Origin of the sequence: Pseudomonas zeae, from assembly GCF_014268485.2 — a bacterium.
GTDB lineage: Bacteria > Pseudomonadota > Gammaproteobacteria > Pseudomonadales > Pseudomonadaceae > Aquipseudomonas > Aquipseudomonas neuropathica.
Window position 1 is genome coordinate 4,886,326 of the sequence record NZ_CP077090.1, and the last position, 25,080, is coordinate 4,911,405.

Here is a 25,080-nt window from a genome sequence, read left to right on the forward strand (position 1 = left end):
CTATATAGCTAATACTTCCGCAAAAGGAGATACAGGGATACGTTTCAAACCCGCATAACGATACTTAACAAACTCAAACATGTATACAGGGTGAGCCGCCCGCGCAAACACACGAAGCCTGTATACAGTTGAAGAGGAAGCCAGGACGTGATCCACAGCGAACTCGACCGGCAAAGACAAGTCCACTCCGTTCAACGCAACAACCCTATTGAGAATAATAGACCCGGATGGCCCAACAAGCTCGATACCAACCACTCCGTCCTGGAGACCGTCCGTAGTAAATGCAATCAAAAAAGATCTGATATTAGTCGCAATACTCAACTCATATTCGATATATGGTACATCATGTAGCGATTTGGATAACTCTAAAACAGTACCAACATTATTACGCTTGACGTCTAGTAAAAACTCTTTCATGCGGCCGAACTGTGGCATTAAGCTGTCCCACAAATCGTGCTTACGAGACATGAAACCTAAACGCTTGGAATTCGAGGTTGCCTGTCGTAACCGGGCCAGTTCCGCCAGACTTTCAATCAGTTTTTGCGGATTTTTTATTGAGTCGTTACCCGCAACAGCAATGCTTCCACCATTACTTCGAGAAATAAGCTTCAGCCTGCTTTCAACCGTAGTAAATCCATTAAAGGCTGTAGAACTGGATATCGAGTTCAGCACATGACTACTGACTACACCCGAGAACCTCTCTTCGCAGTATTCTCTGTTGTTCTTTTTAAACATAGAGAACTTAGAAAAATCCAAATTCTGCAGCATATCAGACCAAGAACGAGCACTAAACGGTGAAGAGACAACATAACCAACTTCCAACTGCTTTAATTCGGAATATGGAAAGTAATCAGGAACCACCAACACTGCGTTGAGTACATTCGCAGACATAGCTACATTTGTAGTCTTGTACACATTATTGATCGACTCACTTGGCGCATGGATAAGAATATCCGGGCTATATTTAGAAATTTGCAAAAGTGCAGTTTCCCAATTTAGCTCAAACGGCATCGTTATCAACTCTAGTCGATCATGCTGCTTAAAGTCTTCAAAAAACTCTGTATTAGCGCCTCCAACAACAAGTTGAATACTTCTACCTGACTCAACATATTTGAGAAATGCTGGTAGCATGACGTCCAGTAGCGCAGACAATCGATGACTACCACCTGCAAACGCGATAACTAACTTTTCGCGTGCAGTAGGAACTTCAGCAGTACTTATTTTCATGTCTCGAAATGTCGGCGGAAACCACTCAACGTTCGAATGAAGCAAATGCTCTTTGAAATACTCGAGCAAAGGTAAAGTGCTCGTAAGAACACCAGAAAAATCTTTGAGTTTATGTCTCAGCGTCTTTTTACTGAAATCCTCGAAACCACTCATTTCCTTGGTTTCTTGAAGAAGTGTCAAATTATCATCGGTAAAATAATAGCAGGGAATTTGTAGTTTATGTGCCGCATCAATCCACTCAAAAAATGGATCCAACTGCCTGACAAAAATAACGCAACTCGCATGGGCAATTTCTGACAATGGCCAATGCCCTGGGACGATTACGCGTACCCGGCTTTTCCACTCTTCAGGCAAAAAGTCAAATGTAACGGTCGTGCTAGCGTTCGGGTGCGCAGTCAAGACCAATATTTTTCTTTTTTCATCGGAGTCGATTAATGAACTGGCGATATCGAAATTATTTCTGCTACGAGCATGGGCAAACGCCATCTCTTTAGCTGCAACGACAGTGCAATGGGTTGTCGTCTGCGGCAGACTGAAAACGTCATATTCTTCAAAATTTGAAGGCCTGAGAGAAATATCACGATCCTGCCTGATTCTTTCTTCAGAGGCCCAACTATCTAATGCGTATGTTTTACCGAGACTGTCATTGGTCGCAGGGCCACCAACCTCGCCAACAGAAATATCTACATAACGGAGAATATACTTACGTGAAATCCTTCGCCATAGGTCCCAATCACACACGCGCGTCATGAGGATGTGTGGGTCGTACAGACCGATGTCTTCAAGAATAAAACGCGGGACCAGCACCGAGTTGTTTGCGATGTAGTTCCCGGAATTTATATTGTTATTTGATAAGCTTGCACCTAGGTGCACAACTTGCTCGTCACCAGATCCAAACTCGACAACTCTCATCTCAACAGAGCCGTAAATCAACTGATCAGGCGTCTTCTGCGCTTCGGTGTATAGATTATGCAATGCATCAGGAAAGAACACGTCATCATCAAACGCAAACGCTATGTAGCGACCGCGAGACTTCGAATATGCCTCATATTCAGAAACCGCAGGAAGGCCGATGTTTTTCGGATGTCGAAGGCAGCTCACCCGGCCGTCTTTCTCCATGAACTCCGCAATAATATCAGCACTGCCGTCGGTACTTGCGTCGTCGACAATTATCAGTTCAAGATCGCTTAGAGTCTGGCTCAGAACTGATTCGATTGCCTTACGAAACTTACCACTCTTTGCCCGCCTAAAAGTAGGTAGCAAAACGGACACTATCGGAAGTGAACCGTTGCCATAGGAACTGCCAGGCAACCACAGAGTTTCGCGAATGAGATCTTTGACTTTCATGTTCTAGGCCTTAGACACTTGCCGAATAATTTTCTGAGTACGCCTTTAACACTTGGTCTGTTTTGCCATCCATACGGATTTTTCCTTTTTCAAGCCAAATTGTGCGCTCACAGAAATCACTTACCAAATCTGGTGAGTGACTCGAGAAGACCAGTATCTTCCCTTGAGTCATAAATTTTTTCATACGTTCCTGAGCTTTGTGAGCGAAATTTATATCCCCCGCCCCCATAACCTCATCTAACAAAAGAACTTCAGGATTTATCGCGGTAGATACAGAGAATGCCAAGCGAATGAACATACCGGCAGAATAAGTCCGCACAGGATAATTCAAGAACTCACCCAATTCCGAAAACTCTGCGATCTCCTGCATTTTGTCTTTAATCTCTCGCGGTTTCAGCCCCAACAAAAGCGCACGAATCTTTATATTATCCCAACCCGACTGATTCATTTCGAAACCTGTCGCAAACTCAAACATAGGACAAACATGCCCAGACGTTTGCGCGCTACCGGAAGTCGTAGGATAAATGCGAGCCATAACTTTCAGTAGAGTACTTTTACCAGCGCCGTTCAACCCGATCAGGCCGACTCGCTCGCCCCGAGTAATTGAAAGATTAACATTGGAAAGCGCGTTAATTGTGTATTCTTGGGTATTAGACGCAACCGGGCGTCGTAGAATAGTATTCCTTATCCTGCCTACCAAGTCGGTTCGCCCGGTAAATACGACGCTTGCATCTCGTAAAACTACAGAAATATCGCTCATAGCATATAAACCACTTTCTTATCCATTTTAGATGCAAGCACCAAGCAAACAAGCCACAGAACTGATAGATAAGCAGCGCAAAACATATAATCCTGTTTCACTGCAAATGTCCCTTCCAGGATCGGAAATCTAATTACATCTACCAGGTAATACAGTGGATTATATTTATAGACAAAGTCCAGACCACGATCCTTGAGCATCGTAACGGGGAACATGATAGGTGTCACAAAAAACAGTACCTGGAAGATTCCCGTCAAGGCATGAGGCAAATCCCTAAAACGAGCAGAGAGATATGCGCTAAGTGTGATGTGCCCCAAGCCAGCTATTAGAAGTATTCCAACACCGGGCAATGCGTACAGCCACCCCATGGGATTAAAGCGATCAAAGAACAACAAAGTCCCTGCCAAAGCTACAACACCAACCAACATTACTGCAAACAGAGAAACCAGCACCCGAAACAAATATATTTGCTTCGGGAAAGAAAATTGTTTGATGTAACCTTCGGAACCTACAAACGCATATCCGCCTTCGACGAAGGAGGAAACCAGGAATCCCCAAACTATCAAGCCGCACGTGAGATAGGGAAGAAACTCTGCCATCGGTTGCTTAAGCAGTACTCCATAAACCACCCCTGCACCTAAAACCATCATCGCAAGGTTTATAAGTATCCATAGTGGCCCGATAGCTGACCTGCGGAAACGAGCTTTGACGTCCTGCAGCCCTAGGTATAGCCATACACGCCATTCAAGAAGTGACTTTAATGCACCGGGTATAAAACTATTCTGACTGATCATCTAAAGCCTATTTAGCTCAAGCACTATTAATTTACCGTTACGGGAAACTTCGTTGAAGCCCAGCTTTTCGTATAACTTAATCGCCCGGACGTTTTCTTCCAGAACTTCTAGAAATACGCTCTCAAGCGCAAGCTGCTGCCAACACGTTTCAATCAACAGTTGGCAGCCTCGCTTGATATAACCTTTACCCGCGTTGTCTGGCGCTGCAAGAAAGCGTCCGACTTCGGCGCGCTTTCTCTGCAGATCCACGCCATAAACAGCGCATTGCCCCACCAACTCACCATCTGCCGCGATGACAAACACGAAATCATCAGACTTTTTTGAATAGGACTCGAACCACTTTACGTGACTGTCCCATTCAATGATGTTTGAATTAATAAACCATCGGCGGTTTTCGTCTCGGTTTCTCCAGTCCAAGGTAGACTGTAAATCAGCTGCCTCTAGTAGACGGATCCCGACGACTTCATCAGATGCTGAGCGGAGGGTAGGTTTCATTTTGCGTACTTGGCTACCAATTGAGATACGGTGTCAACATCGGCTTTACTTAGTCCCATGTGTACCGGGAGCGAAATAATTTCCTGGGATGCCAATGCTGCTTTAGGGCAGGTGCCATTACCATGCGCATACATACGATATTCCGTGTTATCACGGTAATGTACGCCTGGGTATACCTGGTGCTCATTGAGGGCCAGCATCAGCTCTTCACGGTTTTTGACACGAATTTGAACCAGGTGAGTCGACGATTCACATTCTGGATTAATTTCAATAAAGCGTACTTTCTCGTTACCACCCAGGTTTTCGCGGTACCACTTGGCGAGCTGACGACGGTATGCGTTATCACGATCCAGATACTTCAACGCAACCAGGCCCATAACAGCCATGATCGAGTTGCCGTGGTATTTAAAGCCGACTTCTTCGACATCGTACATCCACTTGTACGCGCCCTGAGAGGCGGTACGTGCGTAAGTATCCTTGTTGATACCCAACCAGCTCATCTTGCGCACACGCTCGTCATCTTCCGCGTTTTTGAAGCAGATCATGCCCGAGTCAGCTGTTGCCAGGTTTTTTACGGCCTGGAAGCTGAACACGACAACGTCGGCTTCTGGACACACATGACGCCCATTGATGCGAGTACCCGACATGTGGGCAGCGTCAAGAATCAAAGCGATATTACGTGCTTTGCAGATTTCAAGGATCTTCGAGTACTGACCGACGTTGCCACCAATACCAACGAAAATCAGTGCCTTGGTCTTATCGGTAATGCGCTGCTCGACGCTAACAGGATCCAGACACAGCGACTCATCGACATCTGCGAATACAGGCGTCAGGCCTGCACAGAGAATGGCGTGGTTGGTCGATACGAAAGTCAGCGGAGTAGTGATGACTTCTGCATCATCGCCCCATCCATTCTTTGTCTTGAGCAAGCGGAAAGCCAGCTCCAGACCTACGGTGTTCGACGAAAGAAAATGTGCGTGCGGTAGCCCGGTATAGGACTTCCATGCTTCTTCCATCTCAACAGTTTTAAAACCCAACCCAGTCCAGCCTTTTTCAAGACATTCACGAATACCTTCAAGGCATTCGTCGACACGAAATTTAGGTACAAACAGTTGAATTGCCATGTATTTAGCCTCGAATCACAAGTGCTGTGCGGTTTAAATTTTTATCCAATTACATCTTTCGCAGAATGGCCATAGAGCGCCTGGTCCGCTTGTACAATCAATGACTCTCGTGCTCCAAGAGGCGCTTGAGATACTTTCCGTAGCCATTTTTAATCAATGGCATCGCTAACGCGAGCAATTGATCATCCGATATCCATCCCTTGCGCCACGCCAACTCTTCAGGGCAAGCGACTTTAAGGCCTTGCCGGTTTTCCAGGGTCGCAATGAAATGGCTCGCCTCAAGCAGAGACTCATGAGTTCCTGTATCCAGCCAAGCATATCCCCTTCCCATGATTTCTACGGAGAGGCTGTTACGCTCCAGATAGACGCGATTCACATCAGTGATTTCCAACTCGCCACGCTCAGAGGGTTTGATACTCTTGGCAATTTCCACGACGTTTGCATCGTAAAAATAGAGGCCGGTCACAGCGTAGCTGGATTTAGGCAACGATGGTTTTTCTTCCAGGCTGATAGCCTTGCCTGACTTGTCAAATTCGACCACGCCATAGCGCTCAGGATCATTTACATGATAGGCAAAGACACTCGCACCGCTGTCACGCTGCATGGCACTTGCCAAGAGTTCCTGGAAATCATGGCCATGATAGATGTTGTCGCCCAGCACCAAAGCACACGCATTACCGTCGAGAAATTCCTCGCCAATAATAAATGCCTGGGCTAAGCCATCCGGTGACGGCTGAACCGCGTAACTTAGATTGATTCCCCACTTGGCACCGTCCCCCAAAAGCTGCTCGAAGCGAGGGGTATCCTGTGGCGTGGAGATAATCAATATATCTCTGATCCCTGCCAGCATTAATGTGCTGAGAGGATAATAAATCATCGGCTTATCAAAAACCGGAAGCAACTGCTTCGATATTGCGAGTGTTGCTGGATGCAGACGCGTACCAGAACCACCCGCTAGAATTATACCTTTACGATACATAATCATCCCTGCCTGGCCATATCAGAAAGCGTTCTCTTTACATAAGTCTTCCAATCCGGAATATTTATATTGAACGCATTTTGAATTTTACTATTGTCCAGTCTTGAGCTTTTAGGCCGGACTGCTTTCGTAGGATACTCAGAACCACTCACAGCACGTATATCGTGCTCTGTACAGTTAAGAGGAATCCCTAGATTTAATGCCTCTGAAACCAAATAGCGGGCGTACTCATACCAGCTCGCATACCCCGAAGAAACCAAATGGTACGTACCACTAAGAGCCTCGCCCCCCGTACCATTCAGAATTCGATATAGGCAAAGCACGGTAGTATCCGCAACGAGCGAAGCACTCGTCGGCGCACCGGTTTGATCATCCACGACCGAGAATTCTGACTTGGTTACCGCGAGGTTCAATATTGTTTTTGCAAAATTGCGCCCCCGCGTGGAATAAACCCAGCTGGTTCTAAGTAAAAGATGATTGCAGCCACTACTGATAACTGCACCCTCGCCCAATGCTTTTGACCTGCCATATGCATTCAACGGGTCAGGGGCATCAGTCTCCCTGTATGGAAGTTCGGAGGCACCGTTAAAAACATAATCGGTTGAATAATGTACAAGCCACGCATCATTCTCCGCCGCGTAGTCAGCCAACAATTTCACCAAGTGAAAGTTAATTGCCTGCGCGTCATCTTCGCAGGTCTCTGCCAGCTCAACGGTGTTATAGGCAGCCGCATTGACAATAACGTCGGGGCGTTCTTGACGAAGATAATCCGACACAGCATTTAAGTCAGCAAGGTCAAGTTTACTTCGATCGCTAGCCACAACGTTTCCAAGCAAAGGTAGGGAACGCTGCAACTCCCAGCCTACTTGTCCGTTACTTCCAAATAAAACAATTTTCTTCATGTGTACTGCCTGCTTACCCAGTCACGATAAGCTCCGCTGGTGACATTACCTACCCACACCTGATTATCGAGATACCACTCGACAGTCTTCCGGATACCGGTCTCGAATGTTTCCGCTGGTTTCCAACCCAACTCACGCTCAAGTTTCCGAGCGTCAATGGCATAACGACGGTCGTGACCCGGGCGATCGGTAACATAAGCGATCTGCTGGTGGTAAGGTTGGCCATCATCGCGAGGGCGCAACTCGTCGAGCAAACCGCAAACGGTGTGAACGATGTCGAGATTAGGCTTCTCATTCCAGCCGCCTACGTTATAGGTCTCTCCGAGCAATCCGGCTTCGAGTACACGGCGAATAGCACTGCAGTGGTCTTTGACGTATAGCCAGTCGCGAATTTGCTGGCCGTCGCCATACACAGGCAAAGACTTACCGGCAAGGGCGTTGACGATCATCAACGGAATAAGCTTTTCCGGAAAATGGTACGGGCCGTAGTTGTTCGAGCAGTTGGTCGTCAGAACAGGCAAGCCATAGGTATGGTGGTAAGCACGCACCAAGTGGTCACTTGCAGCCTTGCTCGCCGAATAGGGACTGTTCGGCTCATACTGATGGGTCTCGGTGAACGCAGGGTCATCTTTTGCCAGCGACCCATAAACCTCATCCGTGGAAACGTGCAGGAAGCGGAACGCCTCTTTTGCACCCAGCTCGAGTCCGCCCCAATAAGCTCGCACTGCTTCCAATAGTCGGAATGTCCCGACAATATTGGTTTCGATGAAATCTTCCGGACCGTGAATTGACCGATCGACGTGGGATTCAGCGGCGAAATTGAGGATCGCACGAGGCTGGTGCTCGTTTAGCAAGCGCGTTACCAGCGCACTATCACCGATATCACCTTGCACAAACACATGCCGCGCATCTCCGTCCAGACTTGCCAGGCTTTCCAGGTTCCCGGCATAGGTCAGCTTGTCCAGGTTGATCACCTGTTCATCCGACTGCGCCAGCCAGTCCAGTACAAAGTTCGCCCCGATAAAACCGGCACCGCCGGTGACTAAGATGGTCATAAATTTAGATCTTTTTCAGTAGAACCACGAGAATAAGCCCCAGGTTTCCAAACAACGTCTGCCGGTATATACCGGCCCGCTGAAAACCCAGGATTCTTGAAAAGAGTTTCTGAGTACGTGCTTTTTTGAATCGAGTCAGAGTCACCTGATGCTCAGGGCTCAAGCGATGATACATCGCTTCTAGCGCATTGATGATCTGATCATTCCACCTGCAGAATAGGCCTTGAAAAATCAGTGGCAAACGCTTGAGGCGCGCAGACCAACCTGAGTTACCACCAATCAGGTTTTCCTCATGTTGGCGATAAAGGAGCATAGGCTCAGGATCGTAATGAACCTCGCCACCCGCTCCGGAAACAAGAAGGTAAGCCCACCAATCATGGCATGGAACATCGACGCGATCACCCGCCTCTAGCAACAGGTCGCGCGCTGCCCGGTTAAAGACCATGGTGTTGCCACCACCAATACTCTGAACCAGCGCATTTGAGAAATGGGGAGGAAGACTAAAACGTGGTGAATACCCGTACGAGACACCCGACTCGCCAATCAGCTCGGTACGACCACAGTAGAGAGCCGGGACCTGATCGGGTACTCCCTGTAACCACGCAAGCGCCTTCTCGAGCTTTGCATCCTTCCATATATCGTCCTGATCCGACCAGGCAAAAAAATCTGCCTCGATATCAGCTCGACTGGCCAAGGACAGGAAATTGGCTACAAACCCTCTCTTGGGACCTTTCGATACCTGGACGCGATCCGTCCCCATTTCAGTACGAAATGTTTCCAAAATTTCTAGAGTTTGGTCTTGAGAGCCGTCGTCGGAAACATAAAGCGTCCAGTTGCGATAAGTTTGACGTTCAAGTGAGTCGAGTTGCTCAGCAAGAAATGATGCACCGTTGTATGTACACATAAGAATTGCGACATTCGCAATGTGCTCGCCAGCTACCTGGACGGCATTATCTGTACCAAAACACTGGCTGGAAACCGTCACAAAATCCCTCTTTGCACGAACCGTCGCCCCAAGAAGGCGCCCATCACTAATAAAAAAAACAACAGATCTTTGCTTTTGCGCTTACCGTCCGATTGCGCATTCTACATCAATTGACGCGCCTCACACCCAAAAAAGCGACGACAGCCACGGCTGCTCTAGCCTGTCGCCGAGCTAGGCATAACTGCATCCAAGAGATGTAAAACGGAAGATGGAGACATGATGACAGCGCAGGATTCCCCAGGTGAAGAAACGGGTAATCTGCGAGAAAAAGACACCCCACAGATGCCATATAGCCATCATCGAGGAAAACAGAGCTACTGGCACGATGAGCGCAAACGATTACCAAGTAGCTAAACCCGCGTCATCACTGCGCCCTTTGAAAAGCCCTAAAACAGAAGAACCCACACCTGCACAAGGCAAAATAGAACAGGTCCCGATCGTCAACAGCAATGATAGAACAAACTATCAGGCTTTACTCATCACCAACATCATTACCCAACAAACAATGAAAAATAACACTTTATCGCGAACACGACGTCGACAATGCCACGCACTAAAAGAAAGCTTAAACAATTGCGAGCGGCTCAACGAAAACCAACTTGATACAAAGGGACTAGCATCGCGCCCAATTAACCGGGCGATTAACTGCACTTGACCAAACCACCAGCCATTATTAATGGTTTTATAACGAACAACCAAAGAGCGCAATCCGGTATTGGCGCCTACCTGATTACTATCATGTTGACGATAATCCATGGAAGGTATCGGATCAATGAACCATCGATATCCATGACTACGCGCATACGCGTAGAAAAACCAATCATGCAGACTTACGCCTTGCAAGGCATCCCAATTGGTCAGTACCGACAGCTTAATCGATTCTAACAATCGCCGGGTCAAAACATAAGTACAACCCGGGCCAGCCGCTTCAAACAGATAATCCCATGCAACTTGGGGTTGCGCCTTATCCAGCAACCTTGTCTTACCATCCAGCCAGAAGGCCGTGACATTACTGGAGTATGCATCAGACCGCTGCTGCTCAAGCAGAGACACCGCACGCTGAAGCTTATCCGCGTACCAGATATCATCCTGATCAGCGAAAGCAAAAAACTCAAAATTGCCGACATCAACATCGCGTATCAATCGAAAGAAATTGCGAGATGCACCACCAAATCGCCCTACGGACGGCAACAGGATGACATTAGATAGGTTAGTTGCAAGCCTCGCACACCAGGCTTCAGTTCCGTCTATCGAGGTATCCACACTGATATATATAGTAACTTCAACCCCAGACTGCTCAAGAATCGAAGCCACCTGATCCTCGATCCACCGCATTCCATTATAAGCTGCTAGCAAAACCGCAACTTTTGGTAATTTCACAGTCATGCCATCCCACTTGTAGCGTTCAGCTCGGAAAACCAAAAAAATTAAACTGCAGTCAACCGAGAGGACCTACAGCCTGCCTGCCTTAACCCGCCAGAAACGGCCCGTTTAGATCGAGTGACACAGGTCTACAAATGAAATGCTTTAACTCTTAAGCAACACCATGCCCCCCCCCCTGGAAATAGCCAGCGGCACGCTGTACATGGCAGCCTTCTACCACAGAGCAACAATCAAACAATATGTTTACGCGACCGCCGGGAAAAACACCCGAGAAACCAGCCGAGCACGGGACCGACAAGCATTCCGATCAGCAACGCCAGGACCACGACTAGCGAAACCGGTAGCTGAGGCATCGACCACCCCAGAAACAACAAAGACACTGACTGCTGATTCTCCAGCACGAAGGCCAAAATCACTAACACCAGCAAAAGGACGACAACACCAAGAAGCACGCGCTTGAGGTTACGCATTTGCGCCTCCCTGATAATAAGTAGCGTGGATCAAACCCCCTCCTCCTCTTCCTCATTCACCCGATCACGCAGCTCTTTACCCGGCTTGAAATGCGGTACGAACTTACCGTCCAGACTGACCGACTGACCGGTCTTCGGATTACGACCAACGCGCGGCGCGCGGTAATGCAGGGAGAAGCTGCCAAACCCACGGATCTCGATGCGATCACCGGTGGCAAGGCATTGGGACATTTGCTCAAGCATGGTCTTGATGGCCAGCTCCACATCCTTGGATGAGAGTAGCCCTTGATGGGTGACAATTCGTTCGATCAACTCCGACTTCGTCATATTTTTCCCTTCTTTTTCAAGCAGCTAGATCAGCGCTTGAAAGGTTTTAGCACGCCCGGAAGATTTTGAACAGCCCAGGGATTGACATATCTTCCTTGGCGTCGAAACGCCCATTTTCAGGGCATCAAAGCAACAAACTGAGCAATGCATGCTTATCGACAGATCACCAGCATGGTGCGCGTCACGTAGCCCGCCGGATTGAAGCCAAAAGGAAACTCATCCTCATCCTTGGCATCATCTGATCGCGTGATCACTTTGTACCCCGCACCCTTGCACTCCTTTGCTGCGCGCTTCTGGCACTTCTCCCAGCCAGAGCCCAACCCGGAGCAGTCAACCTCGATACCACTGACACCACGCACAGCATGGGTCTTGGCACTGGTGGTACAGCCAGCCAGAACCAGTACAGCCATGAGGACAATAAACTTGTTCATCCACTTCCTTATGCCAGGCAACTGCCCGACGACTACACGCTTAAGACCAAGCTTAGTCGTGAATAGGCGATTGATCCGATTAAAGAAACAGACCACCCAGAAGCCAGATTGGTTTCACCAAAACCATCATGCAAGCCTCGGACACTAAATCGCAGGCACAAAAAAGGGCGACCGAAGTCGCCCTTTTTCATGATCAAGCAGAACTTAGTTCTGTTTGGCCATTGCATTGCGCAGCAGCTGCGCCATGGTGGTGTCGCCAACAGGAGCTTCTTCAGCCTTCAGGCTTTGGATAGCTTCTTTCTCTTCAGCATCGTCTTTCGACTTGATGGAGAGCTGGATCACGCGGCTCTTGCGGTCAACGCTGATGATCTTGGCTTCTACTTCCTGGCCTTCTTTCAGAACGTTGCGCGCGTCTTCAACGCGGTCACGGCTGATTTCGGAGGCTTTCAGAGTCGCTTCGATATCGTCGGCCAGAACGATGATGGCGCCTTTGGCGTCAACTTCTTTCACAGTGCCTTTAACGATTGCGCCTTTGTCGTTCTCTTGAACGTACTCGGAGAACGGATCGCTTTCCAGTTGCTTGATACCCAGGGAGATACGCTCGCGCTCTGGGTCAACCGACAGGATAACGGTGTCCAACTCGTCGCCCTTCTTGAAACGACGAACAGCTTCTTCGCCAACTTCGTTCCAGGAGATGTCGGACAGGTGAACCAGACCGTCGATGCCGCCGTCCAGACCAATGAAGATACCGAAATCGGTGATCGACTTGATGGTGCCGGAGATTTTATCGCCCTTGTTGAACTGGCCAGAGAAATCTTCCCATGGGTTAGATTTGCACTGCTTGATGCCCAGGGAGATACGACGACGCTCTTCGTCGATGTCCAGAACCATAACTTCCACTTCGTCGCCGACTTGTACGACTTTCGAAGGGTGGATGTTCTTGTTGGTCCAGTCCATTTCCGAAACGTGCACCAGACCTTCAACGCCTTCTTCCAGCTCAGCGAAGCAGCCGTAGTCGGTCAGGTTGGTTACACGAGCGGTAACGCGAGTGCTTTCTGGGTAACGGGCTTTGATAGCAACCCATGGATCTTCGCCCAGTTGCTTCAGGCCCAGGGAAACACGGTTGCGTTCGCGATCGTATTTCAGAACCTTAACGTCGATTTCGTCACCAACGTTGACGATCTCGGAAGGATGCTTGATGCGCTTCCAGGCCATGTCGGTGATGTGCAGCAGGCCGTCCACGCCACCCAGATCGACGAATGCGCCGTAATCGGTGAGGTTTTTGACGATACCTTTGACTTGCTGGCCTTCCTGCAGGGATTCCAGCAGAGCTTCACGCTCGGCGGAGTTCTCGGCTTCCAGGACGCTGCGACGGGAAACGACAACGTTGTTGCGCTTCTGGTCCAGCTTGATGACCTTGAATTCCAGCTCTTTGCCTTCCAGGTGCGTGGTGTCGCGCACTGGACGGACGTCAACCAGGGAACCTGGCAGGAACGCACGGATGCCGTTAACGTCGACAGTGAAGCCGCCTTTAACCTTACCGTTGATAACGCCCTTGACCACTTCCTCGGCTGCGAAGGCTGCTTCCAGAACGATCCAGCATTCAGCGCGCTTGGCTTTTTCACGGGACAGCTTGGTTTCACCGAAACCGTCTTCAACCGAGTCCAGCGCAACGTGAACTTCGTCACCGACATTGATAGTCAGATCGCCAGCGTCGTTGTAGAACTGCTCAAGCGGGATGAGTGCTTCAGACTTCAGGCCAGCGTGAACGGTTACCCAGCGAGCTTGGTAATCGATATCAACGATAACACCGGTGATGATGGAGCCTGCCTGAAGGTTCAGGGTTTTTAGGCTTTCTTCAAAGAGTTCCGCAAAGCTTTCGCTCATTTTAATTCCTGTAAATGAGGGCGAAGGATACGCCCATCTCCACACCCCAGACGGTGTGGGTTAGTTTCATATAGAAGAAGCGTCGCAGGACTATGACTGGTCCCCTGCGGCCTTCTTGGTCACCCGGCGATATCGCGAATGGCGATCTCGCTCATGATGCGTTCAAGCACCTGATCGATGGACAACTCCGTGGAATCCAGCTGTATGGCGTCAGCCGCCGGCTTAAGCGGGGCTACCGCTCGCTGGGTGTCACGCTCGTCGCGTGCACGGATCTCATCTAGCAGACTCGACAGACTAACACCCTCGACTTTGCCCTTCAACTGCAAATATCGACGGCGCGCCCTCTCCTCGGCACTGGCGGTCAGGAAAATCTTCAGCGGTGCATCCGGAAAAACCACCGTGCCCATGTCGCGACCATCGGCCACCAGACCCGGCGCTTCCTGAAAAGCACGCTGGCGCTGCAGCAGCGCCTCGCGTACGGCCGGCAATGCAGCCACTTGCGAAGCGCCGGAGCCGACGCTTTCGGTGCGGATCACATCGCTGACTTCGTCACCTTCCAGAATGATCCGTTGCAACTGACCTTCGGTCGCCGCAATGAACTGAACATCCAGATGAGCGGCAAGCTTCTTCAGCAGCTCTTCATTGGTCAGGTCGACACCATGGTTGTGCGCAGCAAATGCCAGCAAGCGGTACAACGCACCGGAATCCAGCAGGTTCCAGCCCAGACGCTTGGCCAGAATTCCGGCTACGGTGCCTTTGCCCGAGCCGCTTGGCCCATCAATGGTGATGACCGGTGCAATGTTTTTCACGACTGAGCCTCTTGTGCCACACGAATACCGACCTGCCCGCACAGCGCGAGGAAGTTGGGGAACGACGTCGCGACGTTAGCGCAATCATGGATGCGGATCGGTGCGGTGGCGCGCAGGGAGGCCACACTGAAAGCCATCGCGATACGGTGATCGCCGTGACCATGCACTTCGCCGCCGCCGATCTGGCCGCCGTCGATGATGATACCGTCCGGGGTTGGCTGGCATTTGACGCCCAGCGCCAACAGACCGTCTGCCATCACCTGGATGCGATCCGATTCTTTGACCCGCAACTCTTCAGCGCCGGTCAGTACGGTACGCCCTTCGGCACAGGCAGCCGCCACGAACAGCACCGGGAATTCGTCGATGGCCAGCGGAACCAGCTCTTCGGGAATCTCGATACCTTTGAGTTTAGCTGCCCGTACGCGCAGGTCAGCCACAGGCTCGCCGCCGACTTCACGCTGGTTTTCCAGAGTGATGTCCGCACCCATCAGGCGCAGGATGTCGATCACACCGGTACGGGTCGGGTTGATGCCGACGTGCTCAAGCACCAGCTCCGAACCTTCAGCGATCGATGCTGCGACCAGGAAGAACGCCGACGACGAGATGTCGCCCGGCACTTCAATATGGGTCGCAATCAGTTTGCCACCGGACTCAACCGATGCCGTGGCGCCATTAACGCTTACCGAATAACCGAAACCACGCAGCATACGCTCGGTATGGTCGCGAGTCGGAGCCGGCTCGGTCACGGTGGTCTTGCCCTCAGCGTACAGACCGGCGAGCAGCAGGCAGGATTTCACCTGTGCGCTAGCCATCGGCATGGTGTAAGTCAGGCCTTTGAGTTTATGCCCGCCACGAATGGTCATTGGTGGACGACCTTCGGCAGCAGTTTCGATCACGGCGCCCATTTCGCGCAGCGGATTGGCCACGCGGTTCATCGGGCGCTTCGAAAGCGAGGCATCACCCGTCAAAACACTGTCGAAGTTCTGCGCAGCCAACAGGCCGGACAGCAGACGCATCGACGTACCGGAGTTACCCAGATAAATCGGGCCCGGCGCCGGTTTCAGGCCGTGCAGGCCGACACCGTGAATGGTCACGCGTCCGTGGTGCGGGCCTTCGATGACTACGCCCATGTCGCGGAATGCCTGCAAGGTCGCCAGGGCGTCTTCGCCCTCAAGGAAACCTTCGACTTCGGTGACGCCTTCGGCCAGCGAGCCGAGCATGATCGAACGGTGGGAAATGGATTTGTCACCCGGTACGCGAATCCGACCGGACAGGCGGCCACCAGGTTGAGCCAGGAAGATCAGATCGTTGGAATTCATAGCGTCCACATAGGCCCTGCGGGCCAGGATTTTACTGAAATGCTCGCGGGCAACCCGGGCGCGCGTGAAGACGCCCAACAATTGGTGCCCATCCCCTGCATCGACCGCGTCGCGCAAAGCGTCGAGGTCGCTGCGAAATGTATCGAGTGTGCGCAGGACAGCCTCGCGGTTGGCGAGGAAGATGTCGTGCCACATCACCGGGTCGCTTCCGGCGATTCTTGTGAAATCGCGGAAACCGCCCGCAGCGTAACGGAAGATCTCAAGATTTTCATTGCGCTTGGCCAAAGAGTCGACCAGACCAAAGGCCAGCAGGTGCGGCAGATGACTGGTCGCGGCCAGCACTTCATCATGACGCTCGACCTGCATATGCTCGACGTCGGCGCCCAATTCGCGCCACAGACGATCGACCACAGCCAACGCCGCCGGATCGGTTTGCTCAAGCGGCGTGAGGATCACTTTGTGGCGACGGAACAGTTCGGCATTGGAGGCTTCCACCCCGCTCTGCTCGGAGCCGGCAATCGGATGGCCCGGCACGAAACGCGCCGGCATACCGCCAAACGCCTCGGTCGCCGCGCGCACCACATTGCCTTTGGCGCTACCGACATCGGTCAGAATCGCCGCCCCCAGATCAATACTCGCCAAACGCGCGAGCACTTTTTCCATGGCCAGAATCGGCACCGCCAGCTGAATCACGTCAGCGCCCTGACAGGCCACCACCAGATCATCTTCACAACGATCGACCACACCCAACTCGACCGCCAGCTTGCGCGATTGCGGATCGAGATCGACCCCGACCACTTCGCGGCAGATGCCACTTTCACGCAAGCCTTTGGCAAACGAACCACCGATCAACCCCAGACCGACCACCACAAGGCGCCCGATCATAGGTGCAGCAGATTGCAGTGCAGTGACATCACCCACGAGCCAGAACCTTGCGCAGCGCTTCGAGGAAGCGGCTGTTTTCCGCCGGCAGACCAATGGTCACCCGCAGGTGGTTCGGCATGCCGTAGTTGGCCACCGGACGCACGATCACGCCTTCGCGCAGCAAGCCCTGAAATATCGGAGCAGCTACCTGACCGAGATCGACGCAGATGAAGTTGCCTTTGGATTCGATCCAGCTCAGGCCCAACTCACGGAAACCGGCTTGCAGCTGCTGCATACCCGCCTCGTTGAGCTGGCGGCTTTGCGCCAGATATTCCTCATCCTTCAACGCCGCACAGGCTGCCGCCAAGGCGAGGCTGTTGACGTTGAAAGGCTGGCGAACACGGTTCAGCACGTCCGCCACCACCGGGGTCGATAGACCGTAGCCGACGCGCAGTGCCGCCAGACCATAAGCCTTGGAGAAGGTGCGCGAAACCAGCAGGTTCGGGTAAGCCGCGAGGAAATCCAGACCATCCGGCAGATCGCTGCCTTCGGCGTATTCGATATAAGCCTCGTCCAGCACCACCAGTACATGCTCCGGAACATCCTGCAGGAACTCGTCCAGCGCTTCTGCGCCGAACCAGGTACCGGTCGGGTTGTTCGGATTGGCGATAAACACCACGCGGGTATTGGCATCGATGGCCGCGAGCATCGCAGGCAGGTCATGCCCCCAATCCTTGGCCGGCACCACTTTGGCCTGAGCACCGACCGCCTGCGTGGCAATCGGATACACCGCAAACGCATGTTCGCTGAAAACAGCGTTCAGGCCCGGTGCCAGATAGGCACGCGCGACCAGCTCAAGAATGTCGTTGGAACCGTTGCCCAGAGTGACCTGGCTCAGCTCGACACGGCATTGCTCGGCCAGCAGGGATTTCAGCGCAAAACCGTTGCCATCCGGGTAACGCGTCAGCTCGGCCAGCTCTTCGCGGATGGCTGCCAAAGCTTTCGGACTGGCGCCTAGCGGGTTTTCGTTGCTCGCCAGTTTGACGATTTTGGCCGGATCCAGGTCCAGCTCGCGCGCCAGTTCGTCCACAGGCTTGCCCGGAACGTACGGCGAAAGTTGTTGCACGCCCGGCTGTGCCAGAGCGAGGAAATTACCACTCATTTGCTACCGCCCTTAGAGAACTGCTTTCGGGTAGGAACCCAGCACTTTGAGTGCTACTGCTTCCTGACTGATCTTTTCCAGCACACCTTTGATCAACGGATCACGGTGGTGGCCGACGAAGTCGATGAAGAACACGTAGGTCCATTTGCCGCTGCGCGACGGACGGGTTTCGATCCGGGTCAGGTCGATCCCGTTGTCATGGAACGGCACCAGCAGCTCGTGGAGCGCACCCGGCTTGTTGCTCATCGAAACGATGATCGAAGTCTTGTCGTCACCGGTCGGCGGTACTTCCTGATTACCGATCATCAGGAAGCGCGTCGAGTTGTCCGGACGGTCTTCGATCTTCTCGGCCAGACGGGTCAAGCCATACAGACCGGCCGCCATGTCGCCGGCAATCGCCGCTGAGTTCCACTCACCCTTGACCCGCTTGGCCGCTTCGGCGTTGCTCGATACCGCAACGCGCTCGACATTCGGGTAATGCGCGTCCAGCCACTTGCGGCATTGGGCCAGCGACTGCGCGTGGGAATAGATACGGCTGATGCTGTCGGTCTTGGTGTTTTCACCGACCAACAGGTGATGGTGAATGCGCAGCTCGACTTCGCCACAGATGACCATGTCGTGCTCAAGGAAACTGTCGAGGGTGTGGTTGACCGCGCCTTCGGTGGAGTTTTCCACCGGGACCACGCCAAAATTCACCGCACCGGCTGCCACTTCACGGAACACTTCGTCGATCGCCGCCATCGGCTTGCTGATCACCGCGTGACCGAAGTGCTTCATCGCTGCAGCCTGGGTGAAGGTGCCTTCAGGGCCGAGGTAAGCCACTTTCAGCGGCTGCTCCAGCGCCAGGCACGACGACATGATTTCGCGGAAAAGCCGCGCCATCTCTTCGTTGCCCAGCGGCCCCTGATTGCGCTCCATCACACGCTTGAGCACCTGAGCTTCGCGCTCAGGACGATAGAACACCGGCACTTCGCCTTCGGCCAGCGAGGCCATCTTTACTCGCGCGACTTCCTGGGCGCAACGCGCACGCTCACTGATCAGCTCAAGGACTTTGGTGTCCAGAGCGTCAATACGAACGCGCAGTGCCTTGAGTTCTTGCTCGGACATCAGCCGTGTTCCTTCTCGAATTCAGCCATGTACGCCACCAGCGCGTTAACGGCGGTGATGTCGACGGCGTTGTAGATGGAGGCGCGCATGCCGCCCACGGAGCGGTGGCCCTTCAGATTGAGCAAGCCGCGCTCTTCGGCACCGACCAGGAACGGCTTGTCCAGACGATCATCAGCCAGACGGAACGGCACGTTCATCCACGAGCGGTCCGACTTGTTGATCGGGTTGCTGTAGAGGCCGCTGGCGTCGATGAAGTCATACAGCGTGCGCTGCTTGACGTCATTCAGTTTGGCGATGGCTTCAACGCCGCCCTGCTCTTTCAGCCACTGGAACACCAGACCAGACAGGTACCAGGCCAGTGTCGGCGGGGTGTTGTACATCGAGCCGTTATCGGCCGCGACTTTGTAGTCGAGCATCGTCGGGCACAGCGAGCGCGCCTTGCCGAGCAAGTCTTCGCGGATGATGTTGACGACGATACCGCTTGGGCCGATGTTTTTCTGTGCGCCGGCGTAGATCATGCCGAAACGCGAAATATCAACCGGACGCGAGAGGATGTCCGAAGACATGTCCGCTACCAACGGCACGTCACCGGTTTCGGGGATCCACTGAAACTCCAGACCGCCGATGGTTTCGTTCGGCGCGTAGTGAACGTAAGCGGCGTCTTTCGACAGTTTCCACTCGTTCTGGCCCGGAATGGCGAAATAGTCGTAAGGCTTGGCGGTGGCGGCAACGTTGACGTGGCCGTAGCGCGAGGCTTCTTCGATGGCTTTCTGTGACCAGATACCGGTGTCGATGTAGTCGGCCGAGCCGCCTTCAGGCAGCAGGTTCAGCGGGATCTGCGCGAACTGCTGACTGGCGCCACCTTGCAGAAACAGCACTTTGTAGTTCGACGGGATATTCAGCAGGTCACGCAGATCCTGCTCGGCCTGGGTGGCGATGGACACGAACTCATCGCTGCGATGGCTCATTTCCATGACCGACAGACCCTTGCCGTGCCAATCAAGGAGTTCACCCTGGGCGCGCTGCAGGACAGCTTCAGGAAGCGCCGCAGGACCGGCGCAGAAGTTATAGGCTCGCTTGCTCACATCCAATCTCGCTCTGATTTGGTGGTATCACGCAATAAATCACACTACCGATCAACACGGCCCTGTGGGAGCGAGCCTGCTCGCGAATGCATCACCGCGGTGCGTCAGAGGTACCGCAGCGCCTGCATTCGCGAGCAGGCTCGCTCCCACAGGGGATCTCCATGATGTCGAAATTTCATACCGGACAAATAACAAGGGGGCGAATTCTCATCCGCCCCCTCGTTTGTCCGCTTATTCTTGCGGTTCTTCGTCTGCTGCGGCGTCGAGTTGCTGGTCTTCGGCAGCATCGTCGATCACGACATTGCCTTCGAATTCCTCGCCCTCTTCACCCTCAAGCTCTTCACCTTCAACTTCCGAAGGCTCCTGAACCCGCTCCAGCCCGACCAGGGTTTCATCCTTGGCCAGCTTGATCAGCGTGACGCCCTGTGTGTTACGACCCAGGCTCGACACTTCGTCGACACGGGTACGCACCAGTGTGCCCTGATCGGAGATCAGCATGATTTCTTCACCGTCCTGCACCTGAACCGCGCCGACCAGACGGCCGTTACGCTCGTTGCTGACCATGGCGATAACGCCCTGACCGCCACGCTTGTATTCAGGGAACTCGGTGATCGCCGTGCGCTTGCCGTAGCCGCGCTCGGAAGCCGTGAGGATTTCGCTGCCTTCTTCCGGAATCAGCATGGAGATCAGCTTCTGCCCTTCCGGCAGACGCATACCACGCACACCGCGGGCGGTACGGCCCATTGCGCGAACTTCGGACTCCTTGAAGCGAGTCACTTTGCCGCCGTCGGAGAACAGCATGATTTCCTGCTCGCCATCGGTAATGGCGGCGGAGATCAGGATGTCGCCTTCGTCCAGTTCCAGCGCGATCAGACCAACGCTGCGCTGACGGCTGAAGGCCACCAGCGGGGTCTTCTTCACGGTACCGTTGGCGGTCGACATGAAGATGAACGGGGCTTTCTTGCGGTCGGCAGCCTTGATGCGAGCACGACGTTCTTCATCGGTCTCGTTGCTGTTTTCGATTTCTTCTACATCAGCCTCGGCGCCTTCGGCTTCTTCTTCATCGGCCTGACGCTTCATGGCTTCGAGATCGACCGGCAGCATAGTGGTGATGTATTCACCTTCGCTCAATGGCAGAAGGTTGACCAGCGGACGACCACGGGCAGCGCGGGACGCTTCCGGAATCTCGTAGGTCTTGAGCCAGTAAACCTTGCCTTTGCTGGAGAACAGCAGCAGCGTGGTGTGGCTGTTGGCAACCAGCAGGTGAGCGATGTAGTCCTCATCCTTGACGCCGGTGGCCGACTTGCCTTTACCGCCACGACGCTGAGCCTGGTACGCAGCCAGTGGCTGGGTCTTGGCGTAGCCACCGTGGGAGATGGTCACGACGCGCTCTTCTTCCGGGATCATGTCACCCAGGGTCAGGTCGAGACGGGCATCGAGAATCTCGGTGCGACGCTGATCGCCGTATTCGGCGCGGATCACTTCCAGCTCTTCGCGGATCACTTCCATCAGGCGCACGGCGCTGTTGAGGATGCGGATCAGCTCGCCGATCTGGTTGAGAATCTCTTGATACTCGGCCAGCAGTTTTTCGTGTTCCAGACCGGTCAGACGGTGCAGACGCAGTTCCAGAATGGCTTGCGCCTGTTCTGGCGACAGGAAGTACTTGCCTTCGCGCAGACCGTATTGCGGATCGAGGTTTTCCGGACGGCACGAATCGGCGCCAGCACGTTCAACCATCGCCACCACTGCCGAGGATTCCCACGGCGTGCTGACCAGCGCTTCTTTGGCTTCCGACGGCGTCGGCGAAGCTTTGATCAGGGCGATGACCGGGTCGATGTTCGACAGGGCAACGGCCTGGCCTTCGAGGATATGACCACGCTCGCGCGCCTTGCGCAGTTCGAACACGGTACGGCGGGTGACCACTTCGCGACGGTGACGGACGAAGGCTTCCAGCAGATCCTTGAGGTTCAGGATGCGTGGACGGCCGTCGATCAGCGCAACGATGTTGATGCCGAATACCGATTGCAGCTGGGTCTGGGCGTAGAGGTTGTTGAGGATCACCTCAGGCACTTCGCCGCGACGCAGTTCGATCACGACGCGCATACCGTCCTTGTCGGACTCGTCGCGCAGTTCGGTGATGCCTTCGAGCTTCTTCTCTTTGACCAGCTCGGCGATCTTCTCGATCAGACGCGCCTTGTTCAACTGGTAAGGGAGTTCGGTGATGACGATCTGCTGACGGCCACCGACCTTGTCGATGTCTTCGATGATCGAGCGGGCGCGCATGTAAATACGGCCACGACCGGTACGGTAGGCTTCGATGATGCCGGCGCGACCGTTGATGATCGCGGCGGTCGGGAAGTCCGGACCGGGGATGTATTGCATCAGTTCATCGACGGTCAGCTCAGGATTGTCGATGAGCGCCAGGCAACCATCGATGACTTCACCGAGGTTGTGCGGCGGAATGTTGGTCGCCATGCCCACGGCGATACCGCTGGAGCCGTTGACCAGCAGGTTGGGGATACGGGTCGGCATGACCGCCGGGATCATTTCGGTGCCGTCGTAGTTCGGCACCCAGTCCACGGTTTCCTTGTGCAGGTCAGCCAGCAGCTCGTGCGCCAGCTTGGTCATGCGCACTTCGGTGTATCGCATGGCCGCAGCGTTGTCGCCGTCGACCGAACCGAAGTTGCCCTGACCGTCTACCAGCAGGTAGCGCAGGGAGAAAGGCTGAGCCATACGGACGATGGTGTCGTACACCGCGGTATCACCGTGCGGGTGATACTTACCGATCACGTCGCCGACAACACGGGCAGATTTCTTGTACGGCTTGTTGAAGTCGTTGCCCAGCTCGCTCATCGCGAACAGTACGCGACGGTGCACGGGCTTGAGGCCATCGCGCGCATCCGGCAGTGCACGGCCGACGATCACGCTCATCGCGTAGTCGAGGTAGGACTGTTTCAGCTCGTCTTCGATATTGACCGGGAGGATTTCTTTGGCCAGTTCGCCCATGAGAAGCCTGATTCCTTTTTCTGGTGAAACTTCGTCATATCCATATGGGACCAACGAAGCTCGTCGGGGCAGACCGAGTGCCATGCACCGACTTACGACAAATCAACATTGGATCGCGGATTTGCGCAGTAAAGACAGCTCCGTGGAGCTGCCTCGGAAAACGCCGGATGTTATCACAAGAGCCGCCACGCACCTATCCCCCTGATGCGCATGGAGCATAGTTAGTTGACCGGTGACAGGCTTAACGGGGACGAGAGAGGCTCAGAGCTTCTTTGAATGCAGAATTGGGGCTTGGTTTAGCGATGTTTATTGACATTTAGGGCCCCTTCGCGAGCAGGCTCGCTCCCACATTGTTCTGTGGTGATCACAAAACCTGTGGGAGCGAGCCTGCTCGCGAAGAAGACAACGCAGACATCAAGCCAATCAATGCAGGCGTTTGCGGCACATCAACTGGGCCATTTTCGCGGTATCCGGGCGCTCGACGATGCCTTTTTCGGTGACGATCGCATCGATCAGGTCGGCCGGCGTCACGTCAAATACCGGGTTGAACGCTTCAACGTCCGCGCCGACGCGCTTGCCACCCACTTCGAGCAACTCGGCGCCATCACGCTCCTCGATCGGGATGTCGTCACCGCTGGCCAGATTCATGTCGATGGTCGAACTTGGCGCCACCACCATGAAACGCACGCCGTGGTGCATGGCGTTGACCGCCAGTTGGTAGGTGCCGATCTTGTTGGCCACGTCACCGTTGGCGGTGATGCGGTCCGCACCGACGATCACCCAGGTCACGCCTTTGGTTTTCATGATGTGCGCAGCGGCGGAGTCGGCATTCAGGGTGACCGGAATGCCTTCGTTGGCCAGTTCCCAAGCGGTCAGGCGCGAACCCTGCAGCCACGGACGGGTTTCATCGGCGTAAACGCGCTCGACCATGCCTTCCAGATAAGCCGCGCGAATCACCCCCAGCGCCGTACCGAACCCGCCGGTAGCCAGCGCACCGGTGTTGCAGTGAGTCAGAATCGCCTGCGCATTGCCCTGGTGCTTGCGGATCAGGTCAACGCCGAGCTGGGCCATGGTCAGGTTGGCTTCGCGGTCGCTTTCATGAATGGCAATGGCTTCGGCTTCCAGCGCCGCCAACGGGTCGGCGTTGCCTTTCAGACGATCCAGTCGATCGTGCATCCGGCCCAACGCCCAGAACAGATTGACTGCGGTCGGACGAGAATCGGCCAGCAAGGCGAAATCTTCTTCCAGCGCCGCAGCCCAGTCGCCATCTTCGGTCAGACGGGCACGGGCCGCCAGCACAATGCCATAGGCTGCGCTGATGCCGATGGCCGGCGCACCGCGCACCACCATCGAACGAATCGCCTCGGCCACGCCGGCGGCGCTGGTGTAGGCAATCCAGGTTTCCTCGAACGGCAAAATACGCTGATCCAGCAGGTGGAGCGCGCCATCTCGCCAATCGATGGCCTTTACTTTCTCCGCAGCCAACAGTCGATCGCGCATCCCTCACCCCGTACTCATGAACAAAAGCCGCCGATTATAGCGATCCCCCCGCGAAGACGCTC

At 53.7% G+C, this 25,080-nt stretch carries 21 protein-coding genes; all 21 read right to left on the reverse strand.

Annotated elements, in window-relative coordinates:
- A complete protein-coding gene (locus HU754_RS21465) occupies positions 1–2,574 on the reverse strand; it encodes a glycosyltransferase family 2 protein (protein ID WP_186620547.1) in 2,574 nt (857 codons plus the stop codon).
- A 10-nt stretch (positions 2,575–2,584) separates the two neighbouring features.
- On the reverse strand, positions 2,585–3,250 hold the full coding sequence (locus HU754_RS21470) for an ABC transporter ATP-binding protein (RefSeq protein ID WP_437182491.1): 666 nt from the start codon (positions 3,248–3,250) through the stop codon (positions 2,585–2,587).
- An 80-nt stretch (positions 3,251–3,330) separates the two neighbouring features.
- Positions 3,331–4,128 carry an ABC transporter permease gene (locus HU754_RS21475; RefSeq protein WP_186620544.1) on the reverse strand — a complete coding sequence of 266 codons (798 nt, stop codon included), beginning with the start codon at positions 4,126–4,128 and terminating at the stop codon, positions 3,331–3,333.
- Positions 4,129–4,623, reverse strand: coding sequence for a GNAT family N-acetyltransferase (locus HU754_RS21480; RefSeq protein WP_186620541.1), 495 nt, complete (start codon positions 4,621–4,623; stop codon positions 4,129–4,131).
- The gene (locus tag HU754_RS21485) at positions 4,620–5,747 is read right to left on the reverse strand and encodes a DegT/DnrJ/EryC1/StrS family aminotransferase (protein ID WP_150750685.1); all 1,128 of its coding nucleotides are present in this window, start codon (positions 5,745–5,747) and stop codon (positions 4,620–4,622) included. The genes HU754_RS21480 and HU754_RS21485 overlap by 4 nt, the downstream gene beginning before the upstream one ends.
- A 97-nt stretch (positions 5,748–5,844) precedes the next feature.
- Positions 5,845–6,726, reverse strand: a complete 882-nt coding sequence (gene rfbA, locus HU754_RS21490) for a glucose-1-phosphate thymidylyltransferase RfbA (RefSeq protein ID WP_186620539.1) — start codon at positions 6,724–6,726, stop codon at positions 5,845–5,847.
- Positions 6,727–6,728: 2 nt separating this feature from the next.
- Positions 6,729–7,628, reverse strand: coding sequence for a dTDP-4-dehydrorhamnose reductase (rfbD, locus tag HU754_RS21495; protein ID WP_186620536.1), 900 nt, complete (start codon positions 7,626–7,628; stop codon positions 6,729–6,731).
- Positions 7,625–8,683, reverse strand: coding sequence for a dTDP-glucose 4,6-dehydratase (rfbB, locus tag HU754_RS21500; protein WP_186620534.1), 1,059 nt, complete (start codon positions 8,681–8,683; stop codon positions 7,625–7,627). Before rfbB ends, rfbD begins: the two co-directional genes overlap by 4 nt.
- Positions 8,684–8,687: 4 nt before the next feature.
- Positions 8,688–9,668, reverse strand: coding sequence for a glycosyltransferase family 2 protein (locus HU754_RS21505; protein WP_225919933.1), 981 nt, complete (start codon positions 9,666–9,668; stop codon positions 8,688–8,690).
- Positions 9,669–10,133: 465 nt separating this feature from the next.
- A complete protein-coding gene (locus HU754_RS21510; protein ID WP_186620532.1) occupies positions 10,134–11,054 on the reverse strand; it encodes a glycosyltransferase in 921 nt (306 codons plus the stop codon).
- Between the two features lie 227 nt (positions 11,055–11,281).
- Positions 11,282–11,521: a lipopolysaccharide assembly protein LapA domain-containing protein gene (locus tag HU754_RS21515; RefSeq protein ID WP_186620530.1), complete on the reverse strand. Its 240-nt coding sequence runs from the start codon at positions 11,519–11,521 to the stop codon at positions 11,282–11,284.
- A gap of 30 nt (positions 11,522–11,551) precedes the next feature.
- Positions 11,552–11,848 carry an integration host factor subunit beta gene (gene ihfB, locus HU754_RS21520; RefSeq protein WP_003189779.1) on the reverse strand — a complete coding sequence of 99 codons (297 nt, stop codon included), beginning with the start codon at positions 11,846–11,848 and terminating at the stop codon, positions 11,552–11,554.
- A 152-nt stretch (positions 11,849–12,000) separates the two neighbouring features.
- Positions 12,001–12,279, reverse strand: coding sequence for a hypothetical protein (locus HU754_RS21525; protein ID WP_007908433.1), 279 nt, complete (start codon positions 12,277–12,279; stop codon positions 12,001–12,003).
- A 204-nt stretch (positions 12,280–12,483) separates the two neighbouring features.
- Complete coding sequence (rpsA, locus tag HU754_RS21530) at positions 12,484–14,166, reverse strand: 30S ribosomal protein S1 (RefSeq protein ID WP_186620528.1); 1,683 nt, start codon at positions 14,164–14,166, stop codon at positions 12,484–12,486.
- Between the two features lie 119 nt (positions 14,167–14,285).
- Complete coding sequence (gene cmk, locus HU754_RS21535) at positions 14,286–14,975, reverse strand: (d)CMP kinase (RefSeq protein WP_064391442.1); 690 nt, start codon at positions 14,973–14,975, stop codon at positions 14,286–14,288.
- A complete protein-coding gene (locus HU754_RS21540; protein WP_264082813.1) occupies positions 14,972–17,179 on the reverse strand; it encodes a bifunctional prephenate dehydrogenase/3-phosphoshikimate 1-carboxyvinyltransferase in 2,208 nt (735 codons plus the stop codon). Before HU754_RS21540 ends, cmk begins: the two co-directional genes overlap by 4 nt.
- Before the next feature lie 28 nt (positions 17,180–17,207).
- Positions 17,208–18,320: a histidinol-phosphate transaminase gene (gene hisC / locus HU754_RS21545; protein WP_186620523.1), complete on the reverse strand. Its 1,113-nt coding sequence runs from the start codon at positions 18,318–18,320 to the stop codon at positions 17,208–17,210.
- A 12-nt stretch (positions 18,321–18,332) separates the two neighbouring features.
- On the reverse strand, positions 18,333–19,427 hold the full coding sequence (gene pheA / locus HU754_RS21550; protein WP_016770924.1) for a prephenate dehydratase: 1,095 nt from the start codon (positions 19,425–19,427) through the stop codon (positions 18,333–18,335).
- Positions 19,427–20,512 (reverse strand): 3-phosphoserine/phosphohydroxythreonine transaminase, encoded by a 1,086-nt coding sequence (serC, locus tag HU754_RS21555; protein ID WP_186620521.1) that lies wholly within the window; start codon positions 20,510–20,512, stop codon positions 19,427–19,429. Before serC ends, pheA begins: the two co-directional genes overlap by 1 nt.
- 231 nt (positions 20,513–20,743) lie before the next feature.
- A complete protein-coding gene (gene gyrA, locus HU754_RS21560) occupies positions 20,744–23,518 on the reverse strand; it encodes a DNA gyrase subunit A (protein ID WP_093435302.1) in 2,775 nt (924 codons plus the stop codon).
- 423 nt (positions 23,519–23,941) lie between these two features.
- Entirely contained in the window at positions 23,942–25,018 is a 1,077-nt protein-coding gene (mtnA, locus tag HU754_RS21565; protein ID WP_186620518.1) for an S-methyl-5-thioribose-1-phosphate isomerase, read from the reverse strand.
- Between the last annotated feature and the right edge of the window lie 62 nt (positions 25,019–25,080).

What these genes read in the sequence shown, in the direction of transcription:
- HU754_RS21540 (WP_264082813.1), bottom strand. Translation starts at nt 17,179, where the DNA reads ATGATCGGGCGCCTTGTGGTGGTCGGTCTGGGGTTGATCGGTGGTTCG.
- rfbA (WP_186620539.1), bottom strand. Translation starts at nt 6,726, where the DNA reads ATGTATCGTAAAGGTATAATTCTAGCGGGTGGTTCTGGTACGCGTCTG.
- hisC (WP_186620523.1), bottom strand. Translation starts at nt 18,320, where the DNA reads ATGAGTGGTAATTTCCTCGCTCTGGCACAGCCGGGCGTGCAACAACTT.
- ihfB (WP_003189779.1), bottom strand. Translation starts at nt 11,848, where the DNA reads ATGACGAAGTCGGAGTTGATCGAACGAATTGTCACCCATCAAGGGCTA.
- mtnA (WP_186620518.1), bottom strand. Translation starts at nt 25,018, where the DNA reads ATGCGCGATCGACTGTTGGCTGCGGAGAAAGTAAAGGCCATCGATTGG.
- rpsA (WP_186620528.1), bottom strand. Translation starts at nt 14,166, where the DNA reads ATGAGCGAAAGCTTTGCGGAACTCTTTGAAGAAAGCCTAAAAACCCTG.
- HU754_RS21515 (WP_186620530.1), bottom strand. Translation starts at nt 11,521, where the DNA reads ATGCGTAACCTCAAGCGCGTGCTTCTTGGTGTTGTCGTCCTTTTGCTG.
- rfbD (WP_186620536.1), bottom strand. Translation starts at nt 7,628, where the DNA reads ATGAAGAAAATTGTTTTATTTGGAAGTAACGGACAAGTAGGCTGGGAG.
- HU754_RS21480 (WP_186620541.1), bottom strand. Translation starts at nt 4,623, where the DNA reads ATGAAACCTACCCTCCGCTCAGCATCTGATGAAGTCGTCGGGATCCGT.
- HU754_RS21525 (WP_007908433.1), bottom strand. Translation starts at nt 12,279, where the DNA reads ATGAACAAGTTTATTGTCCTCATGGCTGTACTGGTTCTGGCTGGCTGT.
- HU754_RS21475 (WP_186620544.1), bottom strand. Translation starts at nt 4,128, where the DNA reads ATGATCAGTCAGAATAGTTTTATACCCGGTGCATTAAAGTCACTTCTT.
- pheA (WP_016770924.1), bottom strand. Translation starts at nt 19,427, where the DNA reads ATGTCCGAGCAAGAACTCAAGGCACTGCGCGTTCGTATTGACGCTCTG.
- HU754_RS21465 (WP_186620547.1), bottom strand. Translation starts at nt 2,574, where the DNA reads ATGAAAGTCAAAGATCTCATTCGCGAAACTCTGTGGTTGCCTGGCAGT.
- HU754_RS21485 (WP_150750685.1), bottom strand. Translation starts at nt 5,747, where the DNA reads ATGGCAATTCAACTGTTTGTACCTAAATTTCGTGTCGACGAATGCCTT.
- rfbB (WP_186620534.1), bottom strand. Translation starts at nt 8,683, where the DNA reads ATGACCATCTTAGTCACCGGCGGTGCCGGTTTTATCGGGGCGAACTTT.
- gyrA (WP_093435302.1), bottom strand. Translation starts at nt 23,518, where the DNA reads ATGGGCGAACTGGCCAAAGAAATCCTCCCGGTCAATATCGAAGACGAG.
- HU754_RS21510 (WP_186620532.1), bottom strand. Translation starts at nt 11,054, where the DNA reads ATGACTGTGAAATTACCAAAAGTTGCGGTTTTGCTAGCAGCTTATAAT.